15 protein-coding genes and 1 tRNA gene are annotated in these 25,649 nt (G+C 62.2%); 13 read left to right on the forward strand and 3 right to left on the reverse strand.

Annotation, left to right across the window (positions count from 1 at the left end; all coding sequences use genetic code 11):
• Positions 1–39 precede the first annotated feature (39 nt).
• Positions 40–1,293 (forward strand): SpaA isopeptide-forming pilin-related protein, encoded by a 1,254-nt coding sequence (locus tag BBAG_RS00810; RefSeq protein WP_152595351.1) that lies wholly within the window; start codon positions 40–42, stop codon positions 1,291–1,293.
• 12 nt (positions 1,294–1,305) lie between these two features.
• The gene (locus BBAG_RS00815; RefSeq protein ID WP_003827387.1) at positions 1,306–2,259 is read left to right on the forward strand and encodes a class C sortase; all 954 of its coding nucleotides are present in this window, start codon (positions 1,306–1,308) and stop codon (positions 2,257–2,259) included.
• A 176-nt stretch (positions 2,260–2,435) separates the two neighbouring features.
• On the opposite strand, the gene BBAG_RS00820 is transcribed toward BBAG_RS00815, so the two are convergent.
• Positions 2,436–3,032, reverse strand: a complete 597-nt coding sequence (locus BBAG_RS00820) for a biotin transporter BioY (RefSeq protein ID WP_003827391.1) — start codon at positions 3,030–3,032, stop codon at positions 2,436–2,438.
• A gap of 167 nt (positions 3,033–3,199) precedes the next feature.
• On the opposite strand from BBAG_RS00820, the gene BBAG_RS00825 reads away from it, so the two are divergent.
• From BBAG_RS00825 to BBAG_RS00875, 11 genes are all read left to right on the forward strand, one after another.
• Positions 3,200–5,047 (forward strand): ATP-binding protein, encoded by a 1,848-nt coding sequence (locus tag BBAG_RS00825; RefSeq protein WP_003827392.1) that lies wholly within the window; start codon positions 3,200–3,202, stop codon positions 5,045–5,047.
• Positions 5,044–6,630, forward strand: coding sequence for an acyl-CoA carboxylase subunit beta (locus BBAG_RS00830; RefSeq protein WP_003827393.1), 1,587 nt, complete (start codon positions 5,044–5,046; stop codon positions 6,628–6,630). Before BBAG_RS00825 ends, BBAG_RS00830 begins: the two co-directional genes overlap by 4 nt.
• A gap of 103 nt (positions 6,631–6,733) precedes the next feature.
• Positions 6,734–16,051 carry a type I polyketide synthase gene (locus BBAG_RS00835; RefSeq protein WP_033509000.1) on the forward strand — a complete coding sequence of 3,106 codons (9,318 nt, stop codon included), beginning with the start codon at positions 6,734–6,736 and terminating at the stop codon, positions 16,049–16,051.
• Between the two features lie 203 nt (positions 16,052–16,254).
• Entirely contained in the window at positions 16,255–16,773 is a 519-nt protein-coding gene (locus BBAG_RS00840; RefSeq protein WP_193352295.1) for a holo-ACP synthase, read from the forward strand.
• 72 nt (positions 16,774–16,845) lie between these two features.
• Positions 16,846–17,787, forward strand: a complete 942-nt coding sequence (locus tag BBAG_RS00845; protein ID WP_003827402.1) for a biotin--[acetyl-CoA-carboxylase] ligase — start codon at positions 16,846–16,848, stop codon at positions 17,785–17,787.
• Positions 17,788–17,831: 44 nt separating this feature from the next.
• A tRNA-Gly gene (locus BBAG_RS00850) sits at positions 17,832–17,905 on the forward strand.
• 142 nt (positions 17,906–18,047) lie between these two features.
• Complete coding sequence (locus BBAG_RS00855; protein ID WP_003827404.1) at positions 18,048–18,743, forward strand: hypothetical protein; 696 nt, start codon at positions 18,048–18,050, stop codon at positions 18,741–18,743.
• A gap of 182 nt (positions 18,744–18,925) precedes the next feature.
• On the forward strand, positions 18,926–20,251 hold the full coding sequence (murA, locus tag BBAG_RS00860; RefSeq protein WP_003827406.1) for a UDP-N-acetylglucosamine 1-carboxyvinyltransferase: 1,326 nt from the start codon (positions 18,926–18,928) through the stop codon (positions 20,249–20,251).
• 162 nt (positions 20,252–20,413) lie between these two features.
• Positions 20,414–21,295 carry a lysophospholipid acyltransferase family protein gene (locus tag BBAG_RS00865; protein ID WP_003827407.1) on the forward strand — a complete coding sequence of 294 codons (882 nt, stop codon included), beginning with the start codon at positions 20,414–20,416 and terminating at the stop codon, positions 21,293–21,295.
• 113 nt (positions 21,296–21,408) lie between these two features.
• Entirely contained in the window at positions 21,409–22,407 is a 999-nt protein-coding gene (locus BBAG_RS00870; RefSeq protein ID WP_003827409.1) for an NAD(P)H-dependent glycerol-3-phosphate dehydrogenase, read from the forward strand.
• Between the two features lie 16 nt (positions 22,408–22,423).
• Complete coding sequence (locus BBAG_RS00875; protein WP_003827411.1) at positions 22,424–23,557, forward strand: D-alanine--D-alanine ligase family protein; 1,134 nt, start codon at positions 22,424–22,426, stop codon at positions 23,555–23,557.
• Positions 23,558–23,686: 129 nt separating this feature from the next.
• Here BBAG_RS00875 and BBAG_RS00880 read toward each other — a convergent pair whose 3' ends face one another.
• Entirely contained in the window at positions 23,687–24,277 is a 591-nt protein-coding gene (locus BBAG_RS00880) for a TetR/AcrR family transcriptional regulator (protein WP_003827413.1), read from the reverse strand.
• Positions 24,278–24,394: 117 nt separating this feature from the next.
• Positions 24,395–25,606 (reverse strand): DUF2974 domain-containing protein, encoded by a 1,212-nt coding sequence (locus tag BBAG_RS00885; protein ID WP_033509002.1) that lies wholly within the window; start codon positions 25,604–25,606, stop codon positions 24,395–24,397.
• Between the last annotated feature and the right edge of the window lie 43 nt (positions 25,607–25,649).

Raw genomic sequence — 25,649 nt, forward strand, 5'->3', positions numbered from 1 at the left:
CCAATATGGATTCATCCATATTCCATAAGGAGGAGAACAATGAAAACAAGAACATGGATGGCGGGAATCGCGGCAGTGGCCACACTGTTCGCGGCCATGACCGCACCGGCCAGCGCCATGGCCGAAGAGCCGGCCGCACCAGATGTCCCGCAAACTTCTACGAATTGCACGACCAAGGGCAACATCATCACGGTGAAGGGCAAGGATGCGGACGCGTTCAGGACATGGACGGACAATGGCAAGACCCCTTTGGGCAACCGTACGTTCAGTGTGGCGAAAGTCGCCGACTACAAGATCGATAATGGCGAGTCCGGCGGCCTGGTGCATCTTGAGACGGTGAATGGGTCGAAGCCGGACATCATTCAGGCGGTGAAAGATCTGAGCGCCAATGCGGGTAAATCGTTGTATGAAAATGAGGATCATGATGGCGACCCGATGAACTGGCTTGCCAACACCAAGAACGATATGCTTATCCGTAGGTACGCGGAGCATCCGGGCGTCACCGGCAGCGCGCTTGCAGCGGAACAGGTGAAAGTCGACGACACGAACAATACCATGACGCTCACCATGCCCAATCCCGGCCTGTATGTGATTTTCGATGCCACGCAGCCCAAGCAGCAGACCAAGGACACGGGCGACACCACCGTCGAATATGCGGGCTTCAGCAACATGCTCGTTGGCACCCCGCTTGCCGACGACTGCAAGGTGACGAATAACGATGGCGTCGTGGATCTGACGTCTAGCAACTTGAAGGCCAAGACCGGTTCCGCGACAACCGAGCGCGGTGGCTTCAAGTTCACCAAGGTCGGTGTGGAAAGCGACAGGTCCGGTTTGTCGGGTGCCGAATTCACCGTGTACTCCGACAAGGACTTCACACAGGTTCTGAAGGATGCCAAGGGCAATGTAGTCAAGGCCACGTCCAGTGAAAATGGCGGTCTTGTCGATTTCGAAGGCTTCAAGCTGAATGCCGGCACCTATTACCTCAAGGAGACTGTGGTGCCGGCTGGCTATTGGTCCGGTTCCGCAGCCAAACTGATGGTCACGATGACGAAGAACGACCAGGGGAAGATCGAGCTGGAGTCGATCACCGACATGAGCTCTCCCGCCAGCGGACTGCTCAGCCATAGTGTGCAGTACGGTTACGTGTACCGCAACATCAAAAGCATCACCCAGCTGCCGTTGACCGGTGCCATGGGCATGGCCATCCTTGGCGTCGTGGCGGTGCTGTGCATCGGCGGCGCTTCGATCATCATCGTTCGGGCCCGTAAAACGAAGCGTAGCTTCGTGGCCTGAGCATAGGGCCGAATGACGCCGGTGACACCTTCGTTCGAGCAGCTGGTCGACGTTGCCAAAGAATACCGGGCATACGCCCGTATGCGTCGGCGATTGCGCGTGATGTACGCCGTCGCGGGGATTTTGATCGCCGTGGCGATGGTATGCACGGTGGTTCCGCTGCTGATGCAGTATGCGTCGCAGACGTCCATGTCCGTGTCGGCGTCTTCCGTCGAACAGCAGGTGCGACTGTGGCCGGAAAGTCGGATCGACGACGAACTGCGGGCGGCGCGTGCCTACAACCGCGATCTCGTCCGATCCGGACAGCCGGTGCTGGGAGCCCAGGCCGACCCGTTCAGTAATGGGGAACGCCTGTCCTCCCAGTCGGCGCAGGATCAACGCTACGGCAGGCTGCTCAACGAAGGTCACGGCATCATGGGCCGCGTGTCCATACCGAAGATCTCAGTGGATCTTCCCATCTACCATGGCACCGGAGACAAGCAATTGTCCCTTGGCTCCGGGCATCTGTATGGCACGAGCCTGCCGGTCGGCGGCAACAACACCCATGCGGTCATCACCGGCCATCGCGGCATGGTGCAGGCGCAGATGTTCACCAGATTGGATGAAATGCGCGAAGGCGATTTCATCTACATCTCAACGATGAACAGGACCCTGGCCTATGAAGTCGATCGCATCACCGTAATCGAACCGACCGATACCTCGCAGCTGCGCATTGTTCCCGGGCAGGATCGGCTGACGTTGATGACCTGTACGCCATACGGCATCAATTCCCACCGGCTCCTGGTCTCCGGCCATCGTGTGAGCATGCCCGTTCCCGCCCCCGATCCGACAGATCTGCATGACGGCCGGACCGTCGGCGCATGGGTGTGCGGGTCGGTGCTCCTGTGCGGTTGGGGCGGCATTGTGGCGGTCCGTCGGCGCAAGCGTACGCCGGAAGGGCCGCCGCGCCATGCCGCTCAGGCGTGATTGGCGATCAAGATCCGGTATGGTGATGCCGGCCATGTCCAACAATCGGGGCGCAGTTCAGTTTTTCTCGTTCAGTTTTTTTTTGGGGGGGGGGTTACCCGTGCATGCTTGGGGTATGACAAAGGGCCAGCCGGAATCGGCTGGCCCTAAGAGGAGATATATGTGACGGGGAATCGTCAGCGGTCGAGCTTGGACAGGCCGGCGGCGGTCAGTGCCGCGACGCAGACCTTGATGATGTCACCGACGACGAAGCCCATGGAAGCGATGGCCACCACCTTGATGGAAATGCCGGTGAGCGCTGACTGCACCATGAAGCCGAGCGCGTAATCAAGCACGACACAACCGGCGAACGCGGCCAGCAGATACCGTGCGGCGGTCATCGCGGTGTGCTTCGCGGTATCAGTGCGTGCCTCGCCCTTCAGCACGGCGGTCAGCATCGCGGCTGGAAGGAAGCCGATCAGGAAGCCTGCGCTCGGGCCGATCAGAGCCAGGGTCGAAGCGCCACCGGCGAACACCGGCAGACCGACCGCACCGGCGGCGAGATACATACCGACTGCAGCGCCCGCCTGACGCCAGGTGAGCATCAGACCCGCGAGCATGACCACGAAGGTCTGCAGAGTGATCGGCACGGGCGTGCCGGGAATCGGAATGCTGCCCGCGGCGCTGGCGGCCCACAGCAGCACGGCGAACATCACGGACTTGAGCACGGAACCGATACGGCTGCGGGACAACGTGGTGAAACGCGCAGAAATCAAAGCGATAGTATTACGCATGAAACAGCCTTTCTAGGCGTGACAGATTAGGGGAATTCGTCAATTCCGAGTACAGGATACGGCTGTTTACCTACGGTAACGTTTGTGCAACCTCACAAAAGGCACGTGTCGATTTTGTGTTGTGTCAGATTGTTTTGACTTGCATACCGGCGTAAATAATTAACACTATGGCGTCAATTGTCAAAAAACTACTGATTGCAAACCGCGGCGAAATCGCTCTGCGTGTGGTGCGTACCGCTCGCGAAATGGGCATATCCACTGTCGCGATATATTCCGAGCAGGATCGCGAATCGCAATATGTCGATCTTGCCGATGAAGCGTTCCTGCTGAGCGGCGATACCTACAAGGACACGTATCTCAACGAGGACGCGCTGATCGACATTCTTCAGCGTACCGGTGCGAACGCGGTGCACCCCGGGTACGGATTCCTGTCCGAAGTGCCGAGCTTCGCCAGCAAGGTCGCACAAAGCGGTGCTATTTGGGTCGGCCCGAGTCCCGAAGCCCTGATCGAGCTTGGAGACAAGATCAGCGCCCGCCGCGTGGCGGCACGAGCCAAAGTTCCGCCGGTTCCCGGCTTGTCCGAACCGGTGAGCAGCGTCCGCAAACTGTTGGACTTCGCGCACACCTACGGCTATCCGGTCATGATGAAGCGCACCGATGGCGGTGGCGGCCATGGCATTACCGTCGTGAACGACGATGAGGAGCTGCGGAGGTTCTTCGCCAGCCATGATTCCTTGCAGGGCGGCGATCTGAACGCATATTTCGTAGAAAAGTTCGTGCGCGCCGCACGTCATGTCGAAACACAGTGCGGACGTGACTCCCACGGTAACTTCACCGTGTACTCCACCCGTGACTGCTCGTTGCAGCGTCGTAATCAGAAGCTCGTGGAGGAGGCGCCGGCGCCGTTCCTCAGCGACGCCGTTATCGACACGCTCGGCGAGTATTCCCGCAGACTGTTCGAAACCGTGGATTATGTAGGGCTCGGAACCTGCGAATTCATGGTGACCGAGCAGGGCAAGGTCTACTTCCTTGAAGTCAACCCACGTTTGCAGGTCGAACATACCGTCTCCGAAGAGGTAAGCGGTCTCGATCTGGTACGAGAGCAGCTCACCATTGCAGACGGCGGCGAGCTGACTCAGGCACCGGCACCGCGTGGGCACAGCTTCGAACTGCGCATCACCTCCGAGGATCCCAACACCAACCTGACCCCGGCTGCCGGCACGCTGGAACACATCATGTGGCCTACCGGCCCAGGCGTCCGCATCGACACCGGTGTGGTCGAAGGCGACTCCGTATCGCCGAAGTTCGATTCGATGATGGGCAAGGTCATCGTCACCGCGCAGGATCGCGAAACCGCAGTAGCCCGTGTGCGCCGCGTACTCGACGAGCTCGTGGTCGAAGGCGTTCCCACACCGGTTCCGCTGTTCAAGGAGATCTTCCGCAACGACGATTTCACCGCGGAACATGGGCATGCCTTCGCCGTGCACACCAAATGGTTGGAAAGCCATTACCTCAATCGTGAGCCGGCGTCCGCCAAAACCGGTCAGCCGGCATCGGTCAGCGGTGCCGCAGCCTCCGAACCGTCCAATACCGGGCGTTCCGAAAGCTTCGTCATCGAAATGAACAACCGTCGCGTCAAACTCACCGTTCCGCTCGATATCGTCGAAAATCTTACCGGTTCGGCGCGGTCTCGCGACGCCAAGCGCATCACCCAGCCGTTGCGCGGCGGCGTGCTGCAGCATGCCGGCGAAAAGAACAAGGGCGATAACGGCGACGCCGCCAAGTCCGGCGTCATTGCCTCCCCGATGCAGGCCGTCGTCACCCGCATCAACGTGGCGGAAGGCCAGGAGGTCGCCAAGGGCGATCTTATCGTGGTGCTCGAATCCATGAAGATGGAGAACTACGTGTACGCCCCCGCAGCCGGCACCGTGAAGAAGATCTTCGTCGGGCCCGCGAACGGCGTCGAAGCCGGAGACACGCTGGTGACGTTGGATGTGAAGGGAGGCAAGCAGTGAGCGACATTCTCGAAATCGCCGCCGCCCAGGCACAGGCCCGGCAGCCGTTGCGCCCGGCCGTGGCCAAGGCCGCGGAACTGGCCCGGAACGCCGAGGAGCGTGCTCGCACCAAGCAGCACGCCAAGCATAAGAACACTGCGCGCGAACGCCTTGATCTACTGTTCGACACCGGCACCTTTGAAGAGATCGGCAGGTTCCGCGGCGGCAATATCAACGACGGCAATGCCGGGGCCGCCGTCATCACCGGATTCGGCGAGGTCTATGGGCGTAAAGTCGCCGTGTATGCGCAGGACTTTTCCGTCAAAGGCGGTACGTTGGGCGCCGAGGAAGGTCGTAAGATCTGCCATTTGATGGATATGGCATTGGATCTGAAGATTCCGATCGTCGCCATCGTGGATTCGGGCGGTGCACGCATTCAGGAAGGTGTGGCCGCGCTGAACCAGTACGGTGAGATCTTCCGCCGCACCTGCCGTGCCAGCGGTTTCGTACCGCAGATCAGCCTGATCCTCGGCCCGTGCGCAGGCGGCGCGGTGTATTGCCCGGCGCTTACCGACTTCATCATCATGACCCGTGAGAACTCGAATATGTTCGTCACCGGCCCGGACGTGGTGAAGGCGGCCACCGGCGAAACGATCTCCATGGACGAACTCGGCGGCGGCGAAGTGCACAGCACCGTGTCCGGTGTGGCGCATTACCTGGCGGACGGCGAGTCGGACGCCATCGACTACGCGCGAACCGTGCTCGCATACCTGCCGTCCAACGCCGGACAGAAGCCTCCGGTGTACGCCTATGCGCCGACCCGTGCCGAACGTGATGTCGCCAAACGACTTGTCGGCATCGTGCCGGACAACGACCGTCAGCCCTATGACATGCTCGACGTAATCCGCTGCATCACCGATTACGGCGAATTCGTACAGGTGCATGAACTGTTCGGTGCATCCTCGATCGTCGGATTCGCCTGTATGGAAGGCAAGCCCGTGGGCATCGTCGCCAACCAGCCGGCTGTGAACGCGGGCATCCTCGACGTGGACGCCTCGGAAAAGGTGGCACGTTTCGTGAGACTGTGCGATGCGTTCAACCTGCCCATCATCACTTTGGTGGACACCCCCGGTTACAAGCCCGGATCCGATCAGGAGCACGCAGGCATCATCCGTCGCGGCGCGAAGGTGATCTACGCCTATGCCAACGCGCAGGTGCCGATGATCACCGTCACTCTGCGCAAGGCGTTCGGCGGCGCATACATCGTGATGGGCTCCAAGTCGATCGGTGCGGACATGAACTTCGCATGGCCCAACTCGCAGATCGCGGTACTGGGCGCGGCCGGTGCGGTAAACATCATCCACCGCCATGATCTGAACAAGGCGAAAGCCGCCGGGCAGGATGTGGATGCGCTGCGCGCCAAGTATGTCGACGAATACGAGAAAAGCACGGTCAATGCAAATCTCGCGCTCGAGCTCGGTGCCATCGACGCCATGATCGACCCGGAACAGACACGCGAATCCATCGTGAACTCGCTGAAGCTGCTCGCCAACAAGACGCATGTGCGCCACACGGAAAAGCACCACGGCAACCAGCCGCAGTGACCAAGCGGAGAGCAACACCCGCATACGAGGACAGAGCCTTCGCATGAACGGCAGCACTCCATATCACGACTGAAGAATTTTGGAACACAAGTAAGGAAACACCATGAGCAACCCCTTCTTCCTCAACCGCCTTGCCAGCGAGCCGCACGCGCTTGCCTTTGCAGGCCAATCCACCCCATGGCCGGTGGCGCTCGCCGACGAGACGGCCAATCCCGTGCTCGACGAGCAGCTGCATGCCCACGTGCGGCAGGCACAGAACCTGCTGTACCCGGTAAGCGCCGACCTGCTGGCCACCACCGGCCGACCGGTCGATCTGTTCGGCTTTACACCGAACCCCGCCAAACTTGGAGCGGCGGCCAATGCGTCCGCCAGCGTGCCGGGCATCGCCTTGGCCCAGCTGGGTGCGCTTATCGATGCCGAAGAGCTCGGGTACAATCCTGCCGAAGCCAAGCCAGTGGCCGTGCTTGGCCACTCCCAGGGCATTCTTGCCGTGCACATGGTGCAGGCCATTCGCGAAGCCGGCAGCGTTGAGGCTGCCGCGCCTAGCATCGACGAGATTCTCGCCATCGCATCCCTGATCGGCATCGCCGGTACCCGCCAGGCGCGCCAGCTTGGTCTGGCAGCACGCCATGGGGATGCGACCCCGATGCTGTCCGTCAAGGACATCACGCGTGCGCAGGTTGATGCGCTGATCGAACGCGTGGACGGTGCTCGTGGACCGATTGCCGTGGCCGTGACCAATTCCGCCACCCACTACGTGCTGTCCGGATACCCGGAGGATCTGGCCGCCTTCGGTGTGGAAGTGGCCAAGGAGCACAAGCGCCAGGCCAAGCTGCGTGAGGAGAAGGTGCGTGGCGGCCGCGTGTTCGACCCGGTGCTCGAATACCTTGACGTGACGTTGCCGTTCCACAGCCCGCTGATGGCCGACGCTGTTTCACAGACTGTTTCATGGGCTGAATCCTGCGATATCGACGCCTCCCATGCACGTGAACTTGCGGCTGAAGTGCTGCTTAACCATGTGGATTGGGCGGCTCGCGTCCGTGCGCTGATGAGCTCCACCGATCCGAGCACGCTGTGGGTGCTCGACTTCGGCCCGGGCAACACCGTGGGCAAGCTGTTCTCTACCGTTGCCCAGGGCACCGGCGTCGGCGTGGTGGAAGCCTCCGCCGTGGCCGATCGCGCCAAGCTCGCCACGCTGGAATCCTCGCCGGAACGCACCCAGAATTGGACGCGTTTCGCACCCAGCATCATCCACACCTCCGCAGGCGACAAGGTGCGCACCGCATTCACCGAGCTCACCGGCAAGGCTCCGGTGCTGCTGGCAGGCATGACCCCGACCACCGTGGAACCGGAAATCGTGGCCGCGGCCGCCAACGCCGGCTACTGGGCGGAACTCGCAGGCGGCGGCCAGGTGACTGCCGAAGTGTTCGACCGCCATGTGGCCAAGCTCGAAGAGGAGCTCGAAGAAGGCCGCACCGTCGAATTCAACGCCATGTTCATGGATCGCTATCTGTGGAACCTGCAGTTCGGCTCCCAGCGCATCGTGCCGAAGAAGCGTGCCAGCGGCACCCCGATCGACGGCGTGGTGGTTTCCGCAGGCATCCCCGAACTCGATGAGGCCGTGGAACTCATCCATAATCTCAACGCGGACGGCTTCCCGTATGTGAGCTTCAAGCCGGGCACCGTCGATCAGATCCGCCAGGTGGTGCGCATCGCCAAGGCCGTGGCACCCACCAAGGTGCTGATCGAGGTCGAGGGCGGCTCCGCCGGCGGTCACCATTCCTGGGAATCCCTGGACGATCTGCTGCTGAGCACCTATGCCGAAGTGCGCGAGCAGGAGAATCTCGTGCTCGTGGTCGGTGGCGGCATCGGTACGCCGGAACGCGGCGCCGACTACATCACCGGTGAATGGTCGAAGGAGTACGGTCGCCCGCTCATGCCCGTCGACGGCGTGCTCGTCGGCACGGCCGTGATGACCGCCAAGGAAGCGCATACCAGTCCGGAAGTCAAGCAGATGCTGGTGAACACTCCGGGCATTGCCGCCAAGGGCGCCGAGGACGACCCGTTCGCCCCGCTGGGCGAGCAGTGGGTGCCGTCCGGTCAGGCCAAGGGCGGCGTGACCTCCGGTCTGAGCCATCTGCACGCCGATATCTACGAGCTGGAGAACGCCTCCGCCCGTTGCGGCCGCCTGCTGGTTCGCGTGATGAAGCACCCGGAGGAACTGGAAAAGCGCCGTGAGGAGATCATCGAGGCGCTCAACGCCACCGCCAAGCCGTATTTCGGCGATCTGAAGACCATGACCTATCTTGAGTGGGCTCAGCGTTTCGCCGATCTCGCCTTCCCGTGGGTGGACGAGACCTACGCGGATCGCTTCCTGCACCTGCTGCAGCGTATCGAGGCCCGTGTCGCCAAGCAGGAGCATGGCGAACTCGAATCGTTGTTCGCCACCCGTGCCGATGTCGAAGCCGACCCGAACGCGGCCATCGCCAAGCTGGCCGAAGCCTACCCGCAGGCCGCCGAGCTGAAGGTGACGCCGATGGACGAAGCCTGGTTCCCGGTGCTGGTGCGCGAATACCCCAAGCCCATGCCGTTCGTGCCGGTCATCGACAACGATCTGCTGCGCTGGTGGGGTCAGGATCAGTTGTGGCAGTCCGAGGATTCCCGCTATTCCGCCGATTCCGTGCGCATCATCCCCGGCCCGATCTCCGTGGCCGGCATCACGACCATCGATGAGCCGGTCGCCGATATTCTCGGCCGCTTCGAGCAGGCGATGGTCAAGCGTGTTGCAGCCGATTCCCCGGCCGCCGACAAGGCAGCCTTTGCCGAATTGGGCGCAGCCGCATCCGCCGAGGAATTCATCCGCAAATCCCCGAACATCTCCTGGGTCGGCCATCTCATGGCGAACCCGGCGTTCGGCACCGCCAACGGCGACGAGCACTATGAGATCCGCAAGGTCGGCACGCAGGGCAGCATCGAGCAGTATGATCTCGACATCCATCTGGACACGTATTGGGACAACGATCCCGATGGCGGCAAGTCCAAGCACGCCGTGCGCGACATCGTCATCCCGCTGAACGTCAACGGCAACGAATCCGGTCTGTTCCCGGTTGTGGACCGTGACCGTCTGCCGGAACACGTCTACCGTATGCTCGCCGACACCGCAGGCATCGGCAATGTCGCCATCACCGGCGACAAGCTCACCGCCATGCCGAAGATCGAACAGGTGGCCGACAAGACCGCATGCCCGTTCGGCCAGGCGCATGCCAGCTACACGCTGTCGGCCAACCTCGGCTTCGACCATGAGGCCGCAACCGGTGGCGCACTGCCCAGCAATCTCGTAGCGTCCCGTATCGCGCCGGACGCGCTCGTCGGACCGGCATGGCCGGCGATCTACGCTGCGCTCGGATCCGTGTATGTCAACGGCTTCCCGGTCATCGAAGGCCTGCTCAACGCAGTGCACCTCGATCATCTCATCGAACTCGAAGTGAGCGAAAATGAACTGCTCAAGCACACCGGTGAGACCATCCAGCTCACCAGCTGGGCCGAGGACTACTTCGAATCCGCATCCGGACGCGTGGTGACCATTCATGTGCAGCACGCCACCGAAGACGGCACCCTGCTGGCCAACGAAACCGAGCGCTTCGCCATCCGCGGCCGTGCCTATTCCGATGCGCTGCCGCCCGAGGCTCCGGAATATGGTGGCATCGAAGCCGAGATCGAAAGCACGCCGCGCCGCATGCTGCGTCGCGTCACCGTGACCGCACCCCACGAGATGACCGCATTCGCCCGCACCTCCGGCGATTTCAACCCGATCCACACCTCCCACCGCGGCGCCGCGGTCTCCGGCCTCGCAGCCCCGCTGGTCCACGGCATGTGGCTGTCCGCCACCGCCCAGTACGCCGTGCAGGCGCTGGACGAGAAGGGCGCCCACTATGAGATTGCCGGCTGGACCTACAACATGTACGGCATGGTGCAGCTCGACGACGAGGTGGAGATCTCCATTGAACGTGTCGGCCGTGTGGCCCACGCCGGCATGGTGCTCGAAGTGACCAGCCGTATCGACGGCAACATCGTCTCCCGCGCCACCGCCATCGTGCGTGCGCCGAAGTCCGCATTCGTCTACCCGGGCCAGGGCATCCAAAAGCAGGGCATGGTGCTTGACGAGCGCGCCAAGTCCCCGGCCGCCCGCGACGTGTGGGAGCGCGCCGACAAGCTCACCCGCGAGAAGCTCGGATTCTCGATCCTCGCCGTCGTGCGCGACAACCCGAAGGAACTGACCGCCAACGGCGTGACCTACCGTCATCCGGAAGGCCTGCTCAACCTCACCCAGTTCACCCAGGTGGCGCTCGCCACCGTGGCATTCGCACAGACCGCGCGCCTGCGCGAGGCCGGCGCCGACATCTGGCCGGCGTACTTCGCGGGCCATTCGCTGGGCGAATACAATGCGCTGAGCTCCTTTGCCGGTGTGATTCCGCTGGAAACCGTGCTCGAACTCGTGTTCCACCGTGGCTCCACCATGCATCATCTCATTCCGCGTGATGAGAAGGGGCGCTCCAACTACCGCATGGGTGCGTTGCGCCCGAACCAGTTCGGTGTGGGCGACGACGGCGTGCGCGAGTACGTCGAGTCCGTGGCCAAGGAGTCCGGCGAGTTCCTGCAGATCGTGAACTACAACCTGGCTGGCCAGCAGTATGCCGTCGCCGGCACCATCGCCGGTCTGAAGGCGCTGAAGGCCGATTCCGCCCGTCGCGTGGCCGAATACGGCGGCAAGCCGGCGTTCATGCTGGTGCCGGGCATCGACGTGCCGTTCCATTCCACGCTGCTCAGGAAGGGCGTGCCGGAGTTCCGCGACAAGCTCGACGCGCTGCTGCCGCAGTACATCGACTACCGTGGCCGTCTGGTCGGTCGCTACATTCCGAACCTGGTCGCCGTGCCGTTCGAGATGACCAAGGAGTTCGCCGCCAAGATTCTTGAAGTCGTGCCGTCCGAGCGCATCAAGGCCGCGCTGGACGATCCGAAGGTGTGGGACTCCTATGCCGAGGACGACCAGAAGCTCGGCCGACTGCTGCTCACCGAACTGCTGAGCTGGCAGTTCGCATCCCCGGTGCGCTGGATCGAAACCCAGGCGCTGCTGTTCGGTTCCGCCGAGCAGGGTGGCCTCGGTGTCGAGGAATACGTGGAGGTGGGCCTCGGCAATGCGCCGACGCTGGCCAACCTCGGTGCCAAGACCCTGCGTCTGCCGCAGTTCTCCGGTCGTGACGTGACCGTGTACAACGTCGGTCGCGACGAGGGCCGTGTATACATGACCGATTCCGATTCGCTGGTTGCAGAAACCGACGATGAGCCGATTGAGCAGAGTGCTCCTGCAGCCGCTCCCGCCGCACAGGCCGCGGCTCCGGCGGCTCCGGTTGCACAGGCCGCCGCTCCTGCCGCTGCCGCTCCCGCAGCCCCGGCTGGTGCGCCGTCCGGTGCCGCCGTAGCGGATATCCCGTTCAAGGCATCCGATGCCATCGGCATGCTGTTGGCGTATTCCGCCAAGGTGCGTCCGGATCAGATCGGTGATTCCGACACCACCGATACGCTGACCAACGGTGTCTCCTCCCGTCGCAACCAGCTGCTCATGGACATCAGCTCCGAGCTGGGCGTGGCCAGTGTCGATGGTGCCGCCGAAGCGACGGTGAATGCGTTGAGCGCCTTGGTCAACAAGGTGGCTCCGAACTATAAGGCGTTCGGTCCGGTGCTTTCCGACATCGTGCGCGACCGCGTGCGTGGTCTGTTTGGTGCTGCCGGCGTGAAGCTGGGGCAGATCACCAAGCGCGTGACCGACACCTGGCAGCTTGGCGAAGGCTGGGCATCCCATGTGGTGGCCGCTCTGGTGCTTGAAACCCGTGAGGGCGCCAGTTCCCGTGGCGGCGACCTTGCTTCGCTGTCCACCGATGCCGCATCCAACGCCGCTGTGGCCAACGCGCTGATCGATGCCGCTGTGCAGAAGGTCGCCTCCGACAAGGGCGTGGCTGTGGCCATGCCGAGCGCGGGTGGGGCGGCTGGCGGCGCCGTAGTCGACTCCGCCGCACTTGACGCGTTCGCAGCCAAGGTTACGGGCGCCGATGGCGTGCTTGCCTCCACCGCGAAGTTCGTGCTGAACCAGCTGGGCGTTACCGCTCCGGTGGCCGAGGATGGCGTTGACGAGAACGCCACCGTGGTGGCTGCGGTCGAGAGCGAGCTTGGCTCCGACTGGCCGAAGCAGGTCGAACCGCGCTTCGACGCACGCAAGGCCATTCTGTTCGACGACCGTTGGGCATCCGCTCGTGAGGACCTTGCCCGCGCCTACTATGACGGCAATGCGTCCGTGCTGTTCGGCAGCTTCGTCGGTCTGGGCAAGACGGTTGCAGCCGAAGCCATGTGGTACGCCGACAAGGTCGATGACGCCGAACTGAAGGCCGCCTACCAGCGTGTAGCTGCCGAGGCCCTGGAATCCGTTTCCGAAGACGCTGCGAGCAGCCGCTTTGCCGGTGATGTCGCCGTGGTGACCGGTGTGGCTCCGAACTCCATCGCCGCGCAGGTGGTCAACGGCCTGCTCGCCGGCGGCGCGACCGTGGTTGCCACCTCGCACAGCTTCAAGCCGAGCGTGAAGGCATGGGCTAAGCAGACCTACCGCGAGCATGCGGCAGGTGACGCCAGGCTGTGGCTCGTTCCGGCGAACCTCTCCAGCTACCGTGATGTGGACGCTTTGGTGGACTGGGTCGGCAATGTGCAGAAGAAGACCTCCGGCGCGACCACCACGATCCTCAAGCCGGCGTATGAGCCGAGCCTGTTCTTCCCGTTCGCGGCCCCGCCGGTGCACGGCACGTTGGCCGATTCCGGCGAACTGTTCGAATCCCAGGCACGACTCATGCTGTGGGGCGTCGAACGTGCCATCACCGGTCTGGCGAAGATCGGCGCCGACACGGATGTCCAGCACAAGCTGCACGTGATCCTGCCGGGTTCCCCGAATCGTGGCATCTTCGGCGGCGACGGTGCCTACGGCGAGGTGAAGAGCTCCTTCGACGCGATCGTGAACCGCGCTCGCGCCGAAAAGGTGTGGTCCAGCCGTGTGACCTTCGCTCATCCGAAGATCGGCTGGGTGCGTGGCACCGGCCTGATGGGCGGCAATGATCCGCTGGTCGAGGTCGTGGAACGTCACGGTCTGAAGACCTATTCCACCGCTGAAATCGCAGTGAAGCTGCTCGATCTGGCCACCCGCGAATCCCGTGAAGCCGCAGTGTCCGCTCCGCTTGACGTGGATCTGGCCGGCGGCTTGGGTTCCGAGCCGATCGATATCAAGGCGCTGCGTGCCGAAGCCATGGCCGATGCCGCTGCGGCGGCCGACGAAACGACCGTTGCCGACGAGGCCAAGCGCTCCGGCGCGACCATCAAGGCATTGCCGACGCCGCACGTTCCGCAACAGGCCCCGGTCGATCTGGCCGATTGGAAGAACGTCACCGCACGGCCGGAGGACGAAATCGTCATCGTCTCCGTCGGCGAACTTGGCCCGTGGGGCTCCGGTCGTACCCGCTTCGAAGCCGAGCTCGGCATCCATTCCGACGGCGAGGTCGACCTGTCCGCCGGCGCCGTGCTCGAACTGGCCTGGAACATGGGTCTGCTCACATGGAACGACAGCCCGAAGCCGGGCTGGTACGACACCGACGGCAACCTGGTGCCCGAAGAGGACATCGCGGAACGCTACCACGACGAGGTCGTGGCACGTTCCGGCGTACGTCCGTTCGACGAGGGCATGGGCAACGACTACAAGGACGGCACCGACGAGGAGGAAGCAGAAGTCTTCCTCGACCACGATGTGACCTTCTCCGTGCCGACTCGTGAGATCGCTGAAGAGTACGTCAAGCTTGACGAAGCGCATACGAGCTTCGCAGCCGACGCTGAATCCGGCGAATGGAACGTGACCCGTCACGCCGGCTCCATGATCCGCGTGCCGCGCCGCGCCGCCATGACTCGTACTGTCGGCGGCCAGTTCCCGAAGGGCTTCGATCCGGTCAAGTGGGGCATTCCGGCCTCCATGGTCGGCGATGTGGACAAGATCGCCCTGTGGAACATCGTCACCACAGTGGACGCCTACCTGTCCGCAGGCTTCACCCCGGTGGAGATCCTGCAGGCCGTACACCCGTCCATGGTCGCCTCCACCCAGGGCACCGGCTTCGGCGGCATGGCCTCCATGAGGAAGCTGTACCTCGACCGCTTCCTCAACCATGAGATTCCGACCGACATCCTGCAGGAAGCCCTGCCGAACGTCGTCGCGGCACACGTGATGCAGTCCTATATCGGCGGCTACGGCAACATGATCCAGCCGGTTTCCGCCTGCGCCACCGCAGCCGTCTCCCTGGAGGAAGGCGCCGATAAGATCGCCCTCGGCAAGGCCGACTTCGTGGTCACCGGCGCGATCGACGACATCGGTGTGGAATCCGTGATCGGCTTCGGCAACATGAACGCCACCGCCAATTCCGAAGAGATGTATGCCAAGGGCATCGACGCGCGCTTCTTCTCCCGTGCCAACGATCGTCGCCGCGGCGGCTTCGTGGAATCCCAGGGTGGTGGCACCATCCTGCTGACGCGTGGTGACATCGCGCTGAAGCTCGGCCTGCCGGTCGCCGGCGTGGTCGGATTCGTCCACTCCTACGCCGACGGCGCGCACACCTCCATCCCGGCTCCGGGACTGGGTGCGCTCGCCGCAGGCATGGGCGGCAAGGACTCCAAGCTGGTGCATGATCTTGCCAAGCTCGGTGTCACGCCGGACGACATCGCCGTGGTTTCCAAGCACGATACGTCCACCAACGCCAACGATCCGAACGAATCCGAACTGCACAACACGCTGGCTCACGCCATCGGCCGCACCGACGGCAACCCGTTGTTCGTGATCTCCCAGAAGTCGCTCACCGGCCACGCCAAGGGCGGTGCCTGCATCTTCCAGGTCAACGGCCTGACCCAGTTGTTCAAGTCCGGCGTGATTCCGGCGAACGCTGCCCTCGACTGTGTCGACCCGAAGCTCAAGCGCGACGACCACATGGTCTGGCTCAGGAAGCCGCTGCATGTCGGCTCCATCAAGGCGGGCCTGGCCACGTCGCTCGGCTTCGGCCACGTCTCCGGCTTCGCCGCGATCGTGAATCCGGGCGCCTTTGAAGCCTCCGTGGCCAACACCGCTGGTGAGGAAGCGCTGAACGAATGGCGCGAACGCGCCAACGCGCGCTTGGCAGCCGGTCAGCGTCGCCTTGAGGAAGGCATGATGGGTCGCGCCGCGCTCTACGAGCCGATCGACAACCGCCGCTTCCACGAGGACAAGCGCGGGTACGACTCGCACGAGGTCGAGAAGGCCATGCTGCTCGACCCGGATGCGCGACTTGGCGCTTCCGGCTATTTCGAGGCCTGAGCACCGCCGTCGCCGGCTAAATCGACTCGGTGACGCATAATGCGCTGTGGGCGCCCGATTCCGAGGATTCCATGGAATCCAACGAGTCGGGCGCCCACAGCGTATGTTTGTTTCATAGACGCCCGATGATCTGCAGCGTAAAAGCTCGGCAGGGCCGTGCAGGCGGGTGTGGGAAGTACATATTCAAGGAGAGCGACGAAATCATGTCACTGATGGGTCTTGGCCATGATGTGGTCGATATCAGTGGGTTTTCGCAACAATTGAACGAGCCGGGGGCACGGTTGCGTGCTTTGTTCTCCACGCGTGAACTACGTCAGGCGGCTTTGCGCGCGCGGATGAAGCATGATGACGAATCCCTCCATTTGGCCGCACGGTGGGCCGGCAAGGAGGCGGTGCTGAAAGCCTGGTGCGAGGCGATTGCGCAGCTGCCACGGCACACGAACGCGGGGGAGGGGAACGCTCGGGCCGGCGAATACCCGTACACGCTTGATGATTTCCCGTGGCGTGAAGTGGAGATTCTCGACGATTCGCGAGGATGCCCACGGGTCGTTCTGTCTGCGAAAGCATCCACGGCGTTGACGGATTCGTTGGGCGTGAACGAGCCGGGACCAGGGCAAAACCGCATGCCGGTATTCCACGTGTCTCTGTCGCATGACGGTTCCGTCGCATCCGCCGTGGTCATACTGCAGATGGAGGATCGGCCGGAAACCGACGGAATATAGGGAATATAAGGGACACGTGAAACTACAGTGGGGGAACGTATGAACGTATTATCGACAGCATCGGAACCTGCCATGGGTTCAAGCCACGGCGCGTATAACGTCGACTCGCGCATGCCGCGCACCGAGCGCGTGACCAGTCGGGTCATCGTATACCGCAGCATCGATTCGACCAATATCGAGGCAGGCAGATTGCTGCAGGACGGAACCCTGCAGTTGAACGATGATTCGGTGGTGGCGATTGCCGCCGATACGCAAAGCGCAGGGCGTGGCAGGCTCGACCATGCATGGGTGAGCAGACCGGGCGAATCCTTCGCCGTCACCTTTGTGACGGCGGTGCCGCGCTGGCTGGCCTTGGATGCTTCCGTGAACGGCTGGCTGCAAATGATCGCCGGTCTTGCCGCCGTCGACGGGTTGCGTGGCGCGATGCGGGAATGCGGCGCACAGTCGATCGCAACCGTGAACGACGATGCCGATGGCGCGGGTTTCATGCTGAAATGGCCCAACGACGTATTCCTAGGCGGGCATAAACTCGGCGGCATTCTTTCGCAGATGGCCTCATTGCCAGTGGGTTCCATGGCGGAAGGATATAACGACGACAACAAGGGCGCTGATCGTATCGCCATCATCTTCGGCATCGGGCTGAACCTCGCCATTGATGCCGAGTATCTTCCCACAGCCCAGTCCACATCGTTGCAGCTGCATTATGCGCCGCTGCCGGACGCCGAATCGTTGCGCGACATCATCGCGGCCGGCATCGTCGAATCGTTGCGTGCGCGGTTGCGTGGTTTTGCGGCGGACCCCCACAGGCAGGCGCAGGATCTGCGTGATGAAGTGGAGAAAATCTGCTACACGCTTGGGCGCCACGCCGTAGCGCATTATGTTGACGGCAGTGAAATGGAAGGTGAGGCAGTGGCTCTGAACGCCGATGCTTCGCTGGATCTACGCACTGCGGACGGTATCGTACACACCATTCGCACCGCCGATGTGGGCGTATTGCCCAAACCTTGTGTATAATGGCACACGTCTTTCACTGTCGTTATCGGCAGACACAAGGCAACGCGGATGTAGCTCAATGGTAGAGCCTCAGTCTTCCAAACTGATTACGCGGGTTCGATTCCCGTCATCCGCTCCATTCGAACCCACCGACTGCGGTGGGTTTTGTTGTATGCGGCGACCATGCGCATGCCGGCACAGCCCGCCGATCGCGCACTTTCCGGTGGGAGCCGTTACTATGCTGGTGGTAAACGCAGAATACAAGATTTTTCGGGGGCGGCATGGCTGAAACCACACACGCTGAAACCACCAGTTCGGCTAATGAGGCGAAGGAAATCATCGGCGGCAAGGTCGAGACCGTGGAGGTGTCGAAGCATCCCGATTCCACCATTCCCGAAACCGAGCTTTCCCTTGCGGACATCGAACGCAGCAAAGCGCACCCCACACGCTGGATTGTGTATATTATCGGCGTGCTTGCCGCGGTGGTCGCACCATATGGGCTGGGGCGCGCGCTCGCGGTAAACCACACCGATTGGGTGGTGAGCCATCTCAATATCCTCACCCCGCAGGGCATGGCCTTTGTCTCTTGGACGGTCACGCTGGCCGCGCTCACCTGCCTGGGCCTGGCGGTGGTCGATTCCGCACACTGGCTGTGGCGCATCCTGTTCGCCGTGGCGCTCGCCGCCGAGCAGCTGATAGCCGGCCTGGCATTGCTGCGCTTTGATTTCTGGTATTCCACATACGTGGTGTATGGCAAGTCCTCCGCTGTTGCGAATGCCGCGAATCTTGGCATCATCTCCGCCGGTTTCGCTGTGGCCGTGTTCGCCGTGGTGTGGGTCGGTCTGCTGGTGATGATCAAGAAGGATTCGCCGTTGAACGTGCTGACACGTAGCTGGGCCACGTTCATTCTGTTTTTCGTTTTCGAGGTGTGCGCGCTGCTGATTGTGCTGTTCGGCGGTCTGTTGGGCACGGTCTGAAAGCGTGATGCGGCGCTGAAGCCTTGTGCAGGTTGGTGTTGTGAACTCCTGCCTGCGATGTAAGCTGTGGTGTTGCGCTCAGAGCAGATGAGTTCAGCGTATTTCACGACGTACTCACATGAGATATGGCAAACTGGACAACAGTATTGTGGAGTCACTGCAAACGCGAGAGAGGTTGATTCGTGGCTGAGAATAACAATGACGTGCTGCACGTCGAAGGCGGTCGTCCGCTGAATGGCACGATTAAGGTGCGTGGCGCGAAGAATTTCGTCAGCAAGGCGATGGTCGCCGCGCTGCTTGCGCCTGGTGTCAGCGTGCTGAAGAATGTGCCGGAGATCCGTGATGTGTACGTGGTTTCCGACCTGCTGCGTCTGCATGGTGTGGATGTCGCGTTCGACGGCAACAACGGCACCGTGACCATCGACGCCACCAACGTCAATCTGGCCGATGTGGCCGACGTGGATACGCTGTCCGGTTCGTCGCGTATCCCGATCCTGTTCTCCGGTCCGCTGCTGCACCGTTTGGGCGAGGCGTTCATCCCCGCGCTTGGCGGGTGCAACATCGGCGGGCGCCCGATCGATTTCCATCTGGAGACGCTGCGCAAGCTCGGTGCCGACGTGAACAAGGAGCATCGCGACGGCATCCACATCACCGCGCCGCACGGTCTGCATGGTGCGAAGATCCATCTGCCGTACCCCTCCGTGGGCGCCACCGAACAGACTCTGCTCGCGGCCGTGCTGGCCGAAGGCAAGACCGAACTGTCCGGTGCCGCCACCGAGCCCGAGATCATGGATCTGGTCGCCGTCCTGCAGAAGATGGGCGCGGTCATCTCCGTCGATGTCGACCGCACCTTCCGCATCGAAGGCGTCAAGGAGCTCAAGGGCTACACGCACACCTCCCTGACCGACCGCATCGAGGCCGCCAGCTGGGCTTCCGCCGCGCTCGCCACCCACGGCGATATTTTCGTCAAGGGCGCCACCCAGCCGGAGATGATGACCTTCCTCAACGTGTTCCGTAAGGTCGGCGGCGAATTCGACATCACCGATTCCGGCATTCGCTTCTGGCATCCGGGCGGCGATCTGCATCCCGTCGCCATCGAAACCGACGTGCATCCCGGTTTCATGACCGACTGGCAGCAGCCGCTCGTGGTGGCGCTGACCCAGGCCAAGGGCCTGTCGATCGTGCACGAGACCGTGTACGAGAACCGTTTCGGATTCACCAAGCCGCTGGTGCAGATGGGCGCGACCGTGCAGCTGTACCGTGAATGCCTCGGATCGCTGCCGTGCCGTTTCCAGCAGCGCAACTACAAGCATTCCGCGGTGATCTTCGGGCCGACCCCGCTCACCGGGCGTGATATCGACGTGCCGGATCTGCGTGGCGGCTTCAGTCACCTGATTGCCGCACTGGCCGCCAATGGTCCGTCCGACGTGCATGGCATCAGCCTGATCGATCGTGGATACGCGGACTTCCGTGGCAAGCTCGAAGCGCTTGGAGCGGATTTCGACTGATATTCTCCGGGCCCGTGCCGTGCGGTACGGGCCCTCATCATTGATGCGGATCAATGCGTAACCATAGTGAACTCGTGGGTATACGGGTTCCTGAATCCGCGAAGGAACCAACGAATCGAATCGGTCGCCCGCTAGGGCACCGTGTGGGGCACAATAGAAGGCATGGCATCCAAAGGAAAACCCTCGCCGCGTTCGGCGGTCAAACCGTTGAGCGATGAGCAGGTAGCGAAGCTCGCGCAGCATCATCATCTCGTGGAACCCTTGCATGATCTGCCCAACGAGCCGCGCACCGTCAATGAGGCGGAGATCGCCGCGCAGAATCCCAAGGCGACGAGGCGTCTGCTCACCGGATGCGACGTGGTGCTGCGCAATCGCAGCAAGGTGCGCGCATGGGGATTGGAGAACATCCCCGAAACCGGTCCGTTCATCACCGCGGCCACCCATGTGACCATGTACGACGTGTTCGTGCCGATGGTCTCGCTGTTCCATCAGGGCCGTCGCCCGAGGTACATGGCCAAAGCTGAGATGGCGACATGGCCGTTGATCGGCAAATGGTTCCAGGCCGTGGGCATGCAGCCCGTCCGTCGCCGCAGTGGCCAGGCACGGGCGATCGAGGAGACCTCCGTTGACATTCTCACCTCCGGGCGTCCTCTCACCGTATGGCCCGAAGGCACAGTGACCCGTGACCCGCAAAAGTGGCCGATGAGCATGAAGAACGGCGTGGGCATGATCGCCTTGGAGGCGTCGCGCCGTTCCGGCAAGCAGATTCCGCTGTTCTGCGCCGTGACGTGGGGTGCCGCGAGCATCAACCATCTGTGGCCATGGCCGCGTAAGAACGTGGTGATGTGCTACGATACCCGTCTTGATTACGCGGATCTGCTGGAACATCAGGATTCGTGGGGCGAATGGCCGGACGCCGAGGACGCCGACGAGCTCACCCGCCGCATCCGCGTGCGCATGACTCAGATCATGGAGGAGATCCGTGGCGAGAAAGCACCGGACGGGTATTGGGATTTCCGCACGATGAAGCGGGTTGCCGACTGAACTTGATTCCGTGGCCATGCATGGCGTCGAGCCGTTACAGCTGGACGCCGGCATCGCATGGGTTGCGGAATGACGTATCGAACCATCCACGCGCAAGATAAGGAAGTAGACAAATGACGAATGTTACCGTGCTGGGTGCTGGAGCATGGGGCACCGCCTTCGGGCAGGTGCTTGCCGATGCCGGCAACGATGTGACCATGTGGGCCATCGAGCCGGAGATCGTGGAAGGCATCCGCGACCATCACCATAACGGCGTGCGTCTTCCCGTGGTGGAGGAGCTGCCTCATAATATGACCGCCACCGGCGACCGTGCGGAAGCCGTCAAGAACGCCGACATCATCGTGGTGGCCATCGCCGCCCAGTTCGCCCGCGTGGCCCTCGCCGAATTCAAAGGTCTGATTCCGCAGGACGCCATCGTGGTGAGCCTGATGAAAGGCATCGAACGTAACACCAACAAGCGCATGGACGAGGTCGTGTGCGAGTCCCTCGGCCTGGATGCCGAGCATTTCGCCGCAGTGTCCGGACCGAACCTGTCGAAGGAGATCGCCACGCGCCAGCCGGCGGCGACCGTGGTCGGCTGTGCGAACCTCGACAATGCGGAGAAGGTCGCCCGCGCCTGCACCACCGACTATTTCAAGGCGTTCATCACCACCGATGTGATCGGTCTGGAAATGTGCGGCAGTCTGAAGAACGTGGTCGCGCTCGCCGTGGGCATGGCTCGCGGCGCAGGCTATGGTGAAAACACCGCGGCCATGATCGAGACCAGAGGCTTGGCGGAACTCACCGCGCTGGGCGAGGCAGCCGGCGCCGATCCGAAGACCTTCGCCGGGCTGGCCGGTGTGGGCGATCTCATCGCTACCTGTGGCTCTCCGCTGAGTCGCAACTACACGTTCGGCGCCAACCTTGGCAAGGGCTTGAGTCGTGACGAGGCAGCCAAGGTGAGCAATGGCGTCGCCGAAGGCGTGCCGACCACGGCGGCCGTGGTCGCGTTGGGCAAGCAGTACGGCGTCCCCACGCCGCTGGCCTGCGCCATGAACCGTGTACTTGAAGAAGGCATCTCCTGCGCCGACATGCTGGCGCAACTCTTCGACGGTACTATCACCGCCGAGTGAAAGGAACGAGAGAATTATGGCTAAGAAACGCATCATGGTGCTGTACGGCGGTCGTGCGGACGAGCATTCCATCTCCTGCATCTCCACGGCCGGTGTGCTGAACGCGATCGATGCCGAACGCTTCGACGTGGTTCCCGTGGGCATCACCAAAACCGGGCAATGGATCGTCGGCGGTGAGGATCCGCGCAGCTGGAGTCTCGACGACGGCACGCTGCCGGAAGTCGTCGCCACCGCGGATTCGCGTGCGGTCACCTTGGACGTTTCCCGCGGTCAGGACGGCTTCTTCGCAGACGATCCCGGCCAGCCTGATCATGTGATCTCCCTGGGTCATATCGATGCCGTATTCCCCGTACTGCACGGCGTGTACGGCGAGGACGGCACCGTGCAGGGGCTGCTGGAAATGATGGGCGTGCCGTACGTCGGTTGCGGCGTGTTCGCCTCCGCCGCATGCATGGACAAGCACTACACCAAGATCGTGCTGAACGCCGCAGGCATCCCCACCGCTCCCGGCATTATGGTCGACGCTCGTCACGCCACCGGAGAATCGGTGTATGACGAGGTGAAGAAAGCCAAGCTCGCCTACCCGCTGTTTGTCAAGCCTTCCCGCGCGGGTTCCAGCTTCGGTGTGACCAAGGTCGAGCAGGCCGATGATGAGCAGGCGCAGATCGCCGCGTTGGAAGCCGCTGTGGCCGAGGCCGGCAAGCATGATTGGAAGGTGCTTGTCGAGCAGGGCATCGACGCGCGTGAAATCGAATGTGCCGTGCTGTGCGCCGCTCCCGGTGATGAACCGGAAGCCAGCTGGCCGGGCGAGATTGTGCTCGACCATCGCGATCAGGGCGACGACCAATTCTATGATTTCGATTCCAAGTACATGGATTCCTCCGCATCGCATGTCGAAGTGCCGGCGAATCTGCCGGTGAGCGTGCTTGAGGATGTGCGCGATGTGGCACGCCGCGCCTTTGCCGCAGTCGATGGTGCCGGACTGAGCCGTGTCGATACGTTCGTCACCCCCGACGGCACGGTAATGGTCAACGAGATCAACACCATGCCCGGTTTCACGCCGATTTCCATGTATCCCAAGGCATGGGACGCCTCCGGCATCGGCTATACCGAGCTCATCACGCGTCTGATCGAGGGTGTGCTTCGCTGATCTGCCGGTAAGGTGAACGGCATTGGAATATTGAAATATGGTGTGAGGTGCGTATCCGACTCACGGGTACGCACCTCACACCATATGTAGCGGCGTGTGCGATGGCGCTTCGGACGCCCTGTTATTTGGCTATTTGGCGTGTTGCTTCGTGGTTCCTGCGGGGCTTCCTGATGGTAGGCAGTTTTCCAGCAGCAAGGCATACACCCTGATGGCGATCGCTGTGGCGTCGTCATCGGTAAGCGGGTCGGTGCCGTGATGTTCGTTCAGTTGCTGCCAGCGGTTCAATATGCCCATGATCCCGCCGATGATGAAGTCCATCATGAGATCGGTGCGCGGGTCGACGTCTTCGGGTTCGCGTGCCAGCACTGCCAGCAGAGCCTCGCGCTCGTTGTCATGGAACGCCTGATAGAGCACCGGATCGGTGTTCGGCCCGACGATCATGGTCAGACGCTCGGTGCGTTTGCGTTCCTCTTCGGTGGAGATGAGCTCGCCCACGTGCTTGCGCCAATGCTGCAGATCCGGCACATGGCCGTTGCCGCCGCTCTGCACCAGTGGGGAGCGGTTGACCTCGTCATGAATGGCGCGGTAGGCAAGCTCGTCGAGTTTGTTGAAATGATAGTAGAACGAATTGCGATTCACGTTCGCTCTTCGAACGATGTCGGTGACGGTGATGTTCCGGTATCTGCGTTCGCTCAGCAGTTGCCAGAAGGTGTTGATCATACGCTGTATGGCCGATGGCGTGTCGCAATCAAGACGGGGACGGGGCATCGTTGCTCTTTTTAACAATGTGTCCATTGATATGTCATAACTAGACAACAATAATACTCGGTGTCGGGTCTATCTGGTGATGTTCCGGTTGCGTGCCGTGGCAGCTGCCGCAAGCATGCGCATGGCTTCCATCAGATGCTTGCGCTCGTCGGGCGTCAATCCCACGATCGCGCCGATCATGCTGGGCAACGATAACGGCATGGAGGCGATAAGCCCGGAGAAGGTGGTGGCGCCGCTGGCGTGAATCACCTGGAACAGCGCATCGACCGCGTGCTCGCGTTCCTCACGGCTCAGACCGGTCATCCAACGGTTGAACGAGGAGTTGAACTCGTGGGAGCTGGGTGCGATGTCGTCCACGCGCACGAAAGCGTCGCCGTCGACCTGCCAGGCGAACGCGAAATGCTGCATCAGGCCTTCGCAATCAGCTTTGACCACCACGCATGGTTCCGGCGTTTCCAACACCATGCCGATGATCGACGAGTCGGGCACGATCTTGTGCACCTTGCTCACCGTAGACAGATACGGTTCGCTGGTCACCACGTGTTCGGGGAATCCGGGGCCGTCCAGCGAATATACGGCGGCGATGCGTTTGCGGATCTTGGCCGGTGCGTTCATCGCCGCATATACCGCCGAATTGCCGCCTTTGGAATGTCCGGTCAGAATCATGTCGCCGGGCCAGAGCTTCGCCACGGTGCATATGTAATCAGCCGCCATGCGCTGTGCGGGCACGGGGTACTGGAAGGCCATGTTGAAATCTTCCTTCCAGCCCACCAGCGAATCGTCGGTGCCACGGAACGACAATACGAGCGTGCCGTCGGGAAGCAGGAACGTGAGCGCCGCAGTCTGCGTCTGTTCGTCCGTATCGAACCGTTCCGCAAAGGCCCCCACGTGCAACCCGGAAAAACGAGGGTTGGCGGCAACGGTGCGCACGAACGAATGCATGATCGCGGGATCGGTGAAGTTGACGGCATGCACCTGATGCTGGCATGCGCTGTCGGCTCCACCATGAAGCACCTCATCCATCTGCTTGAGCGTAATGGCCGAGAACGGGGCGCGCAGCAACGCCTTCGCCGATTGGCGCAGATTATGCCGGTCCATCGGGAAATGGCGTATCCTGCCGCGGAACGTGCCGTACATGTTCCGTTCGTCGTCCAATGCCGGGACGAGTCGCGGAATATCCTCATAGGCCAGCTGTGCCAGAATCAGGGCGTCCACCTCGTTGAACGGGAGCTCTTCGAATGAGCGTTGTTCCTCTCGCGCGTAATCGATGATGTTGCCCACTGCCGCCACTCCTTCAGTTTGCGTACACCGTTATTCTACGGTC

Origin of the sequence: Bifidobacterium angulatum DSM 20098 = JCM 7096 (genome assembly GCF_001025155.1) — a bacterium.
Lineage (GTDB): Bacteria > Actinomycetota > Actinomycetes > Actinomycetales > Bifidobacteriaceae > Bifidobacterium > Bifidobacterium angulatum.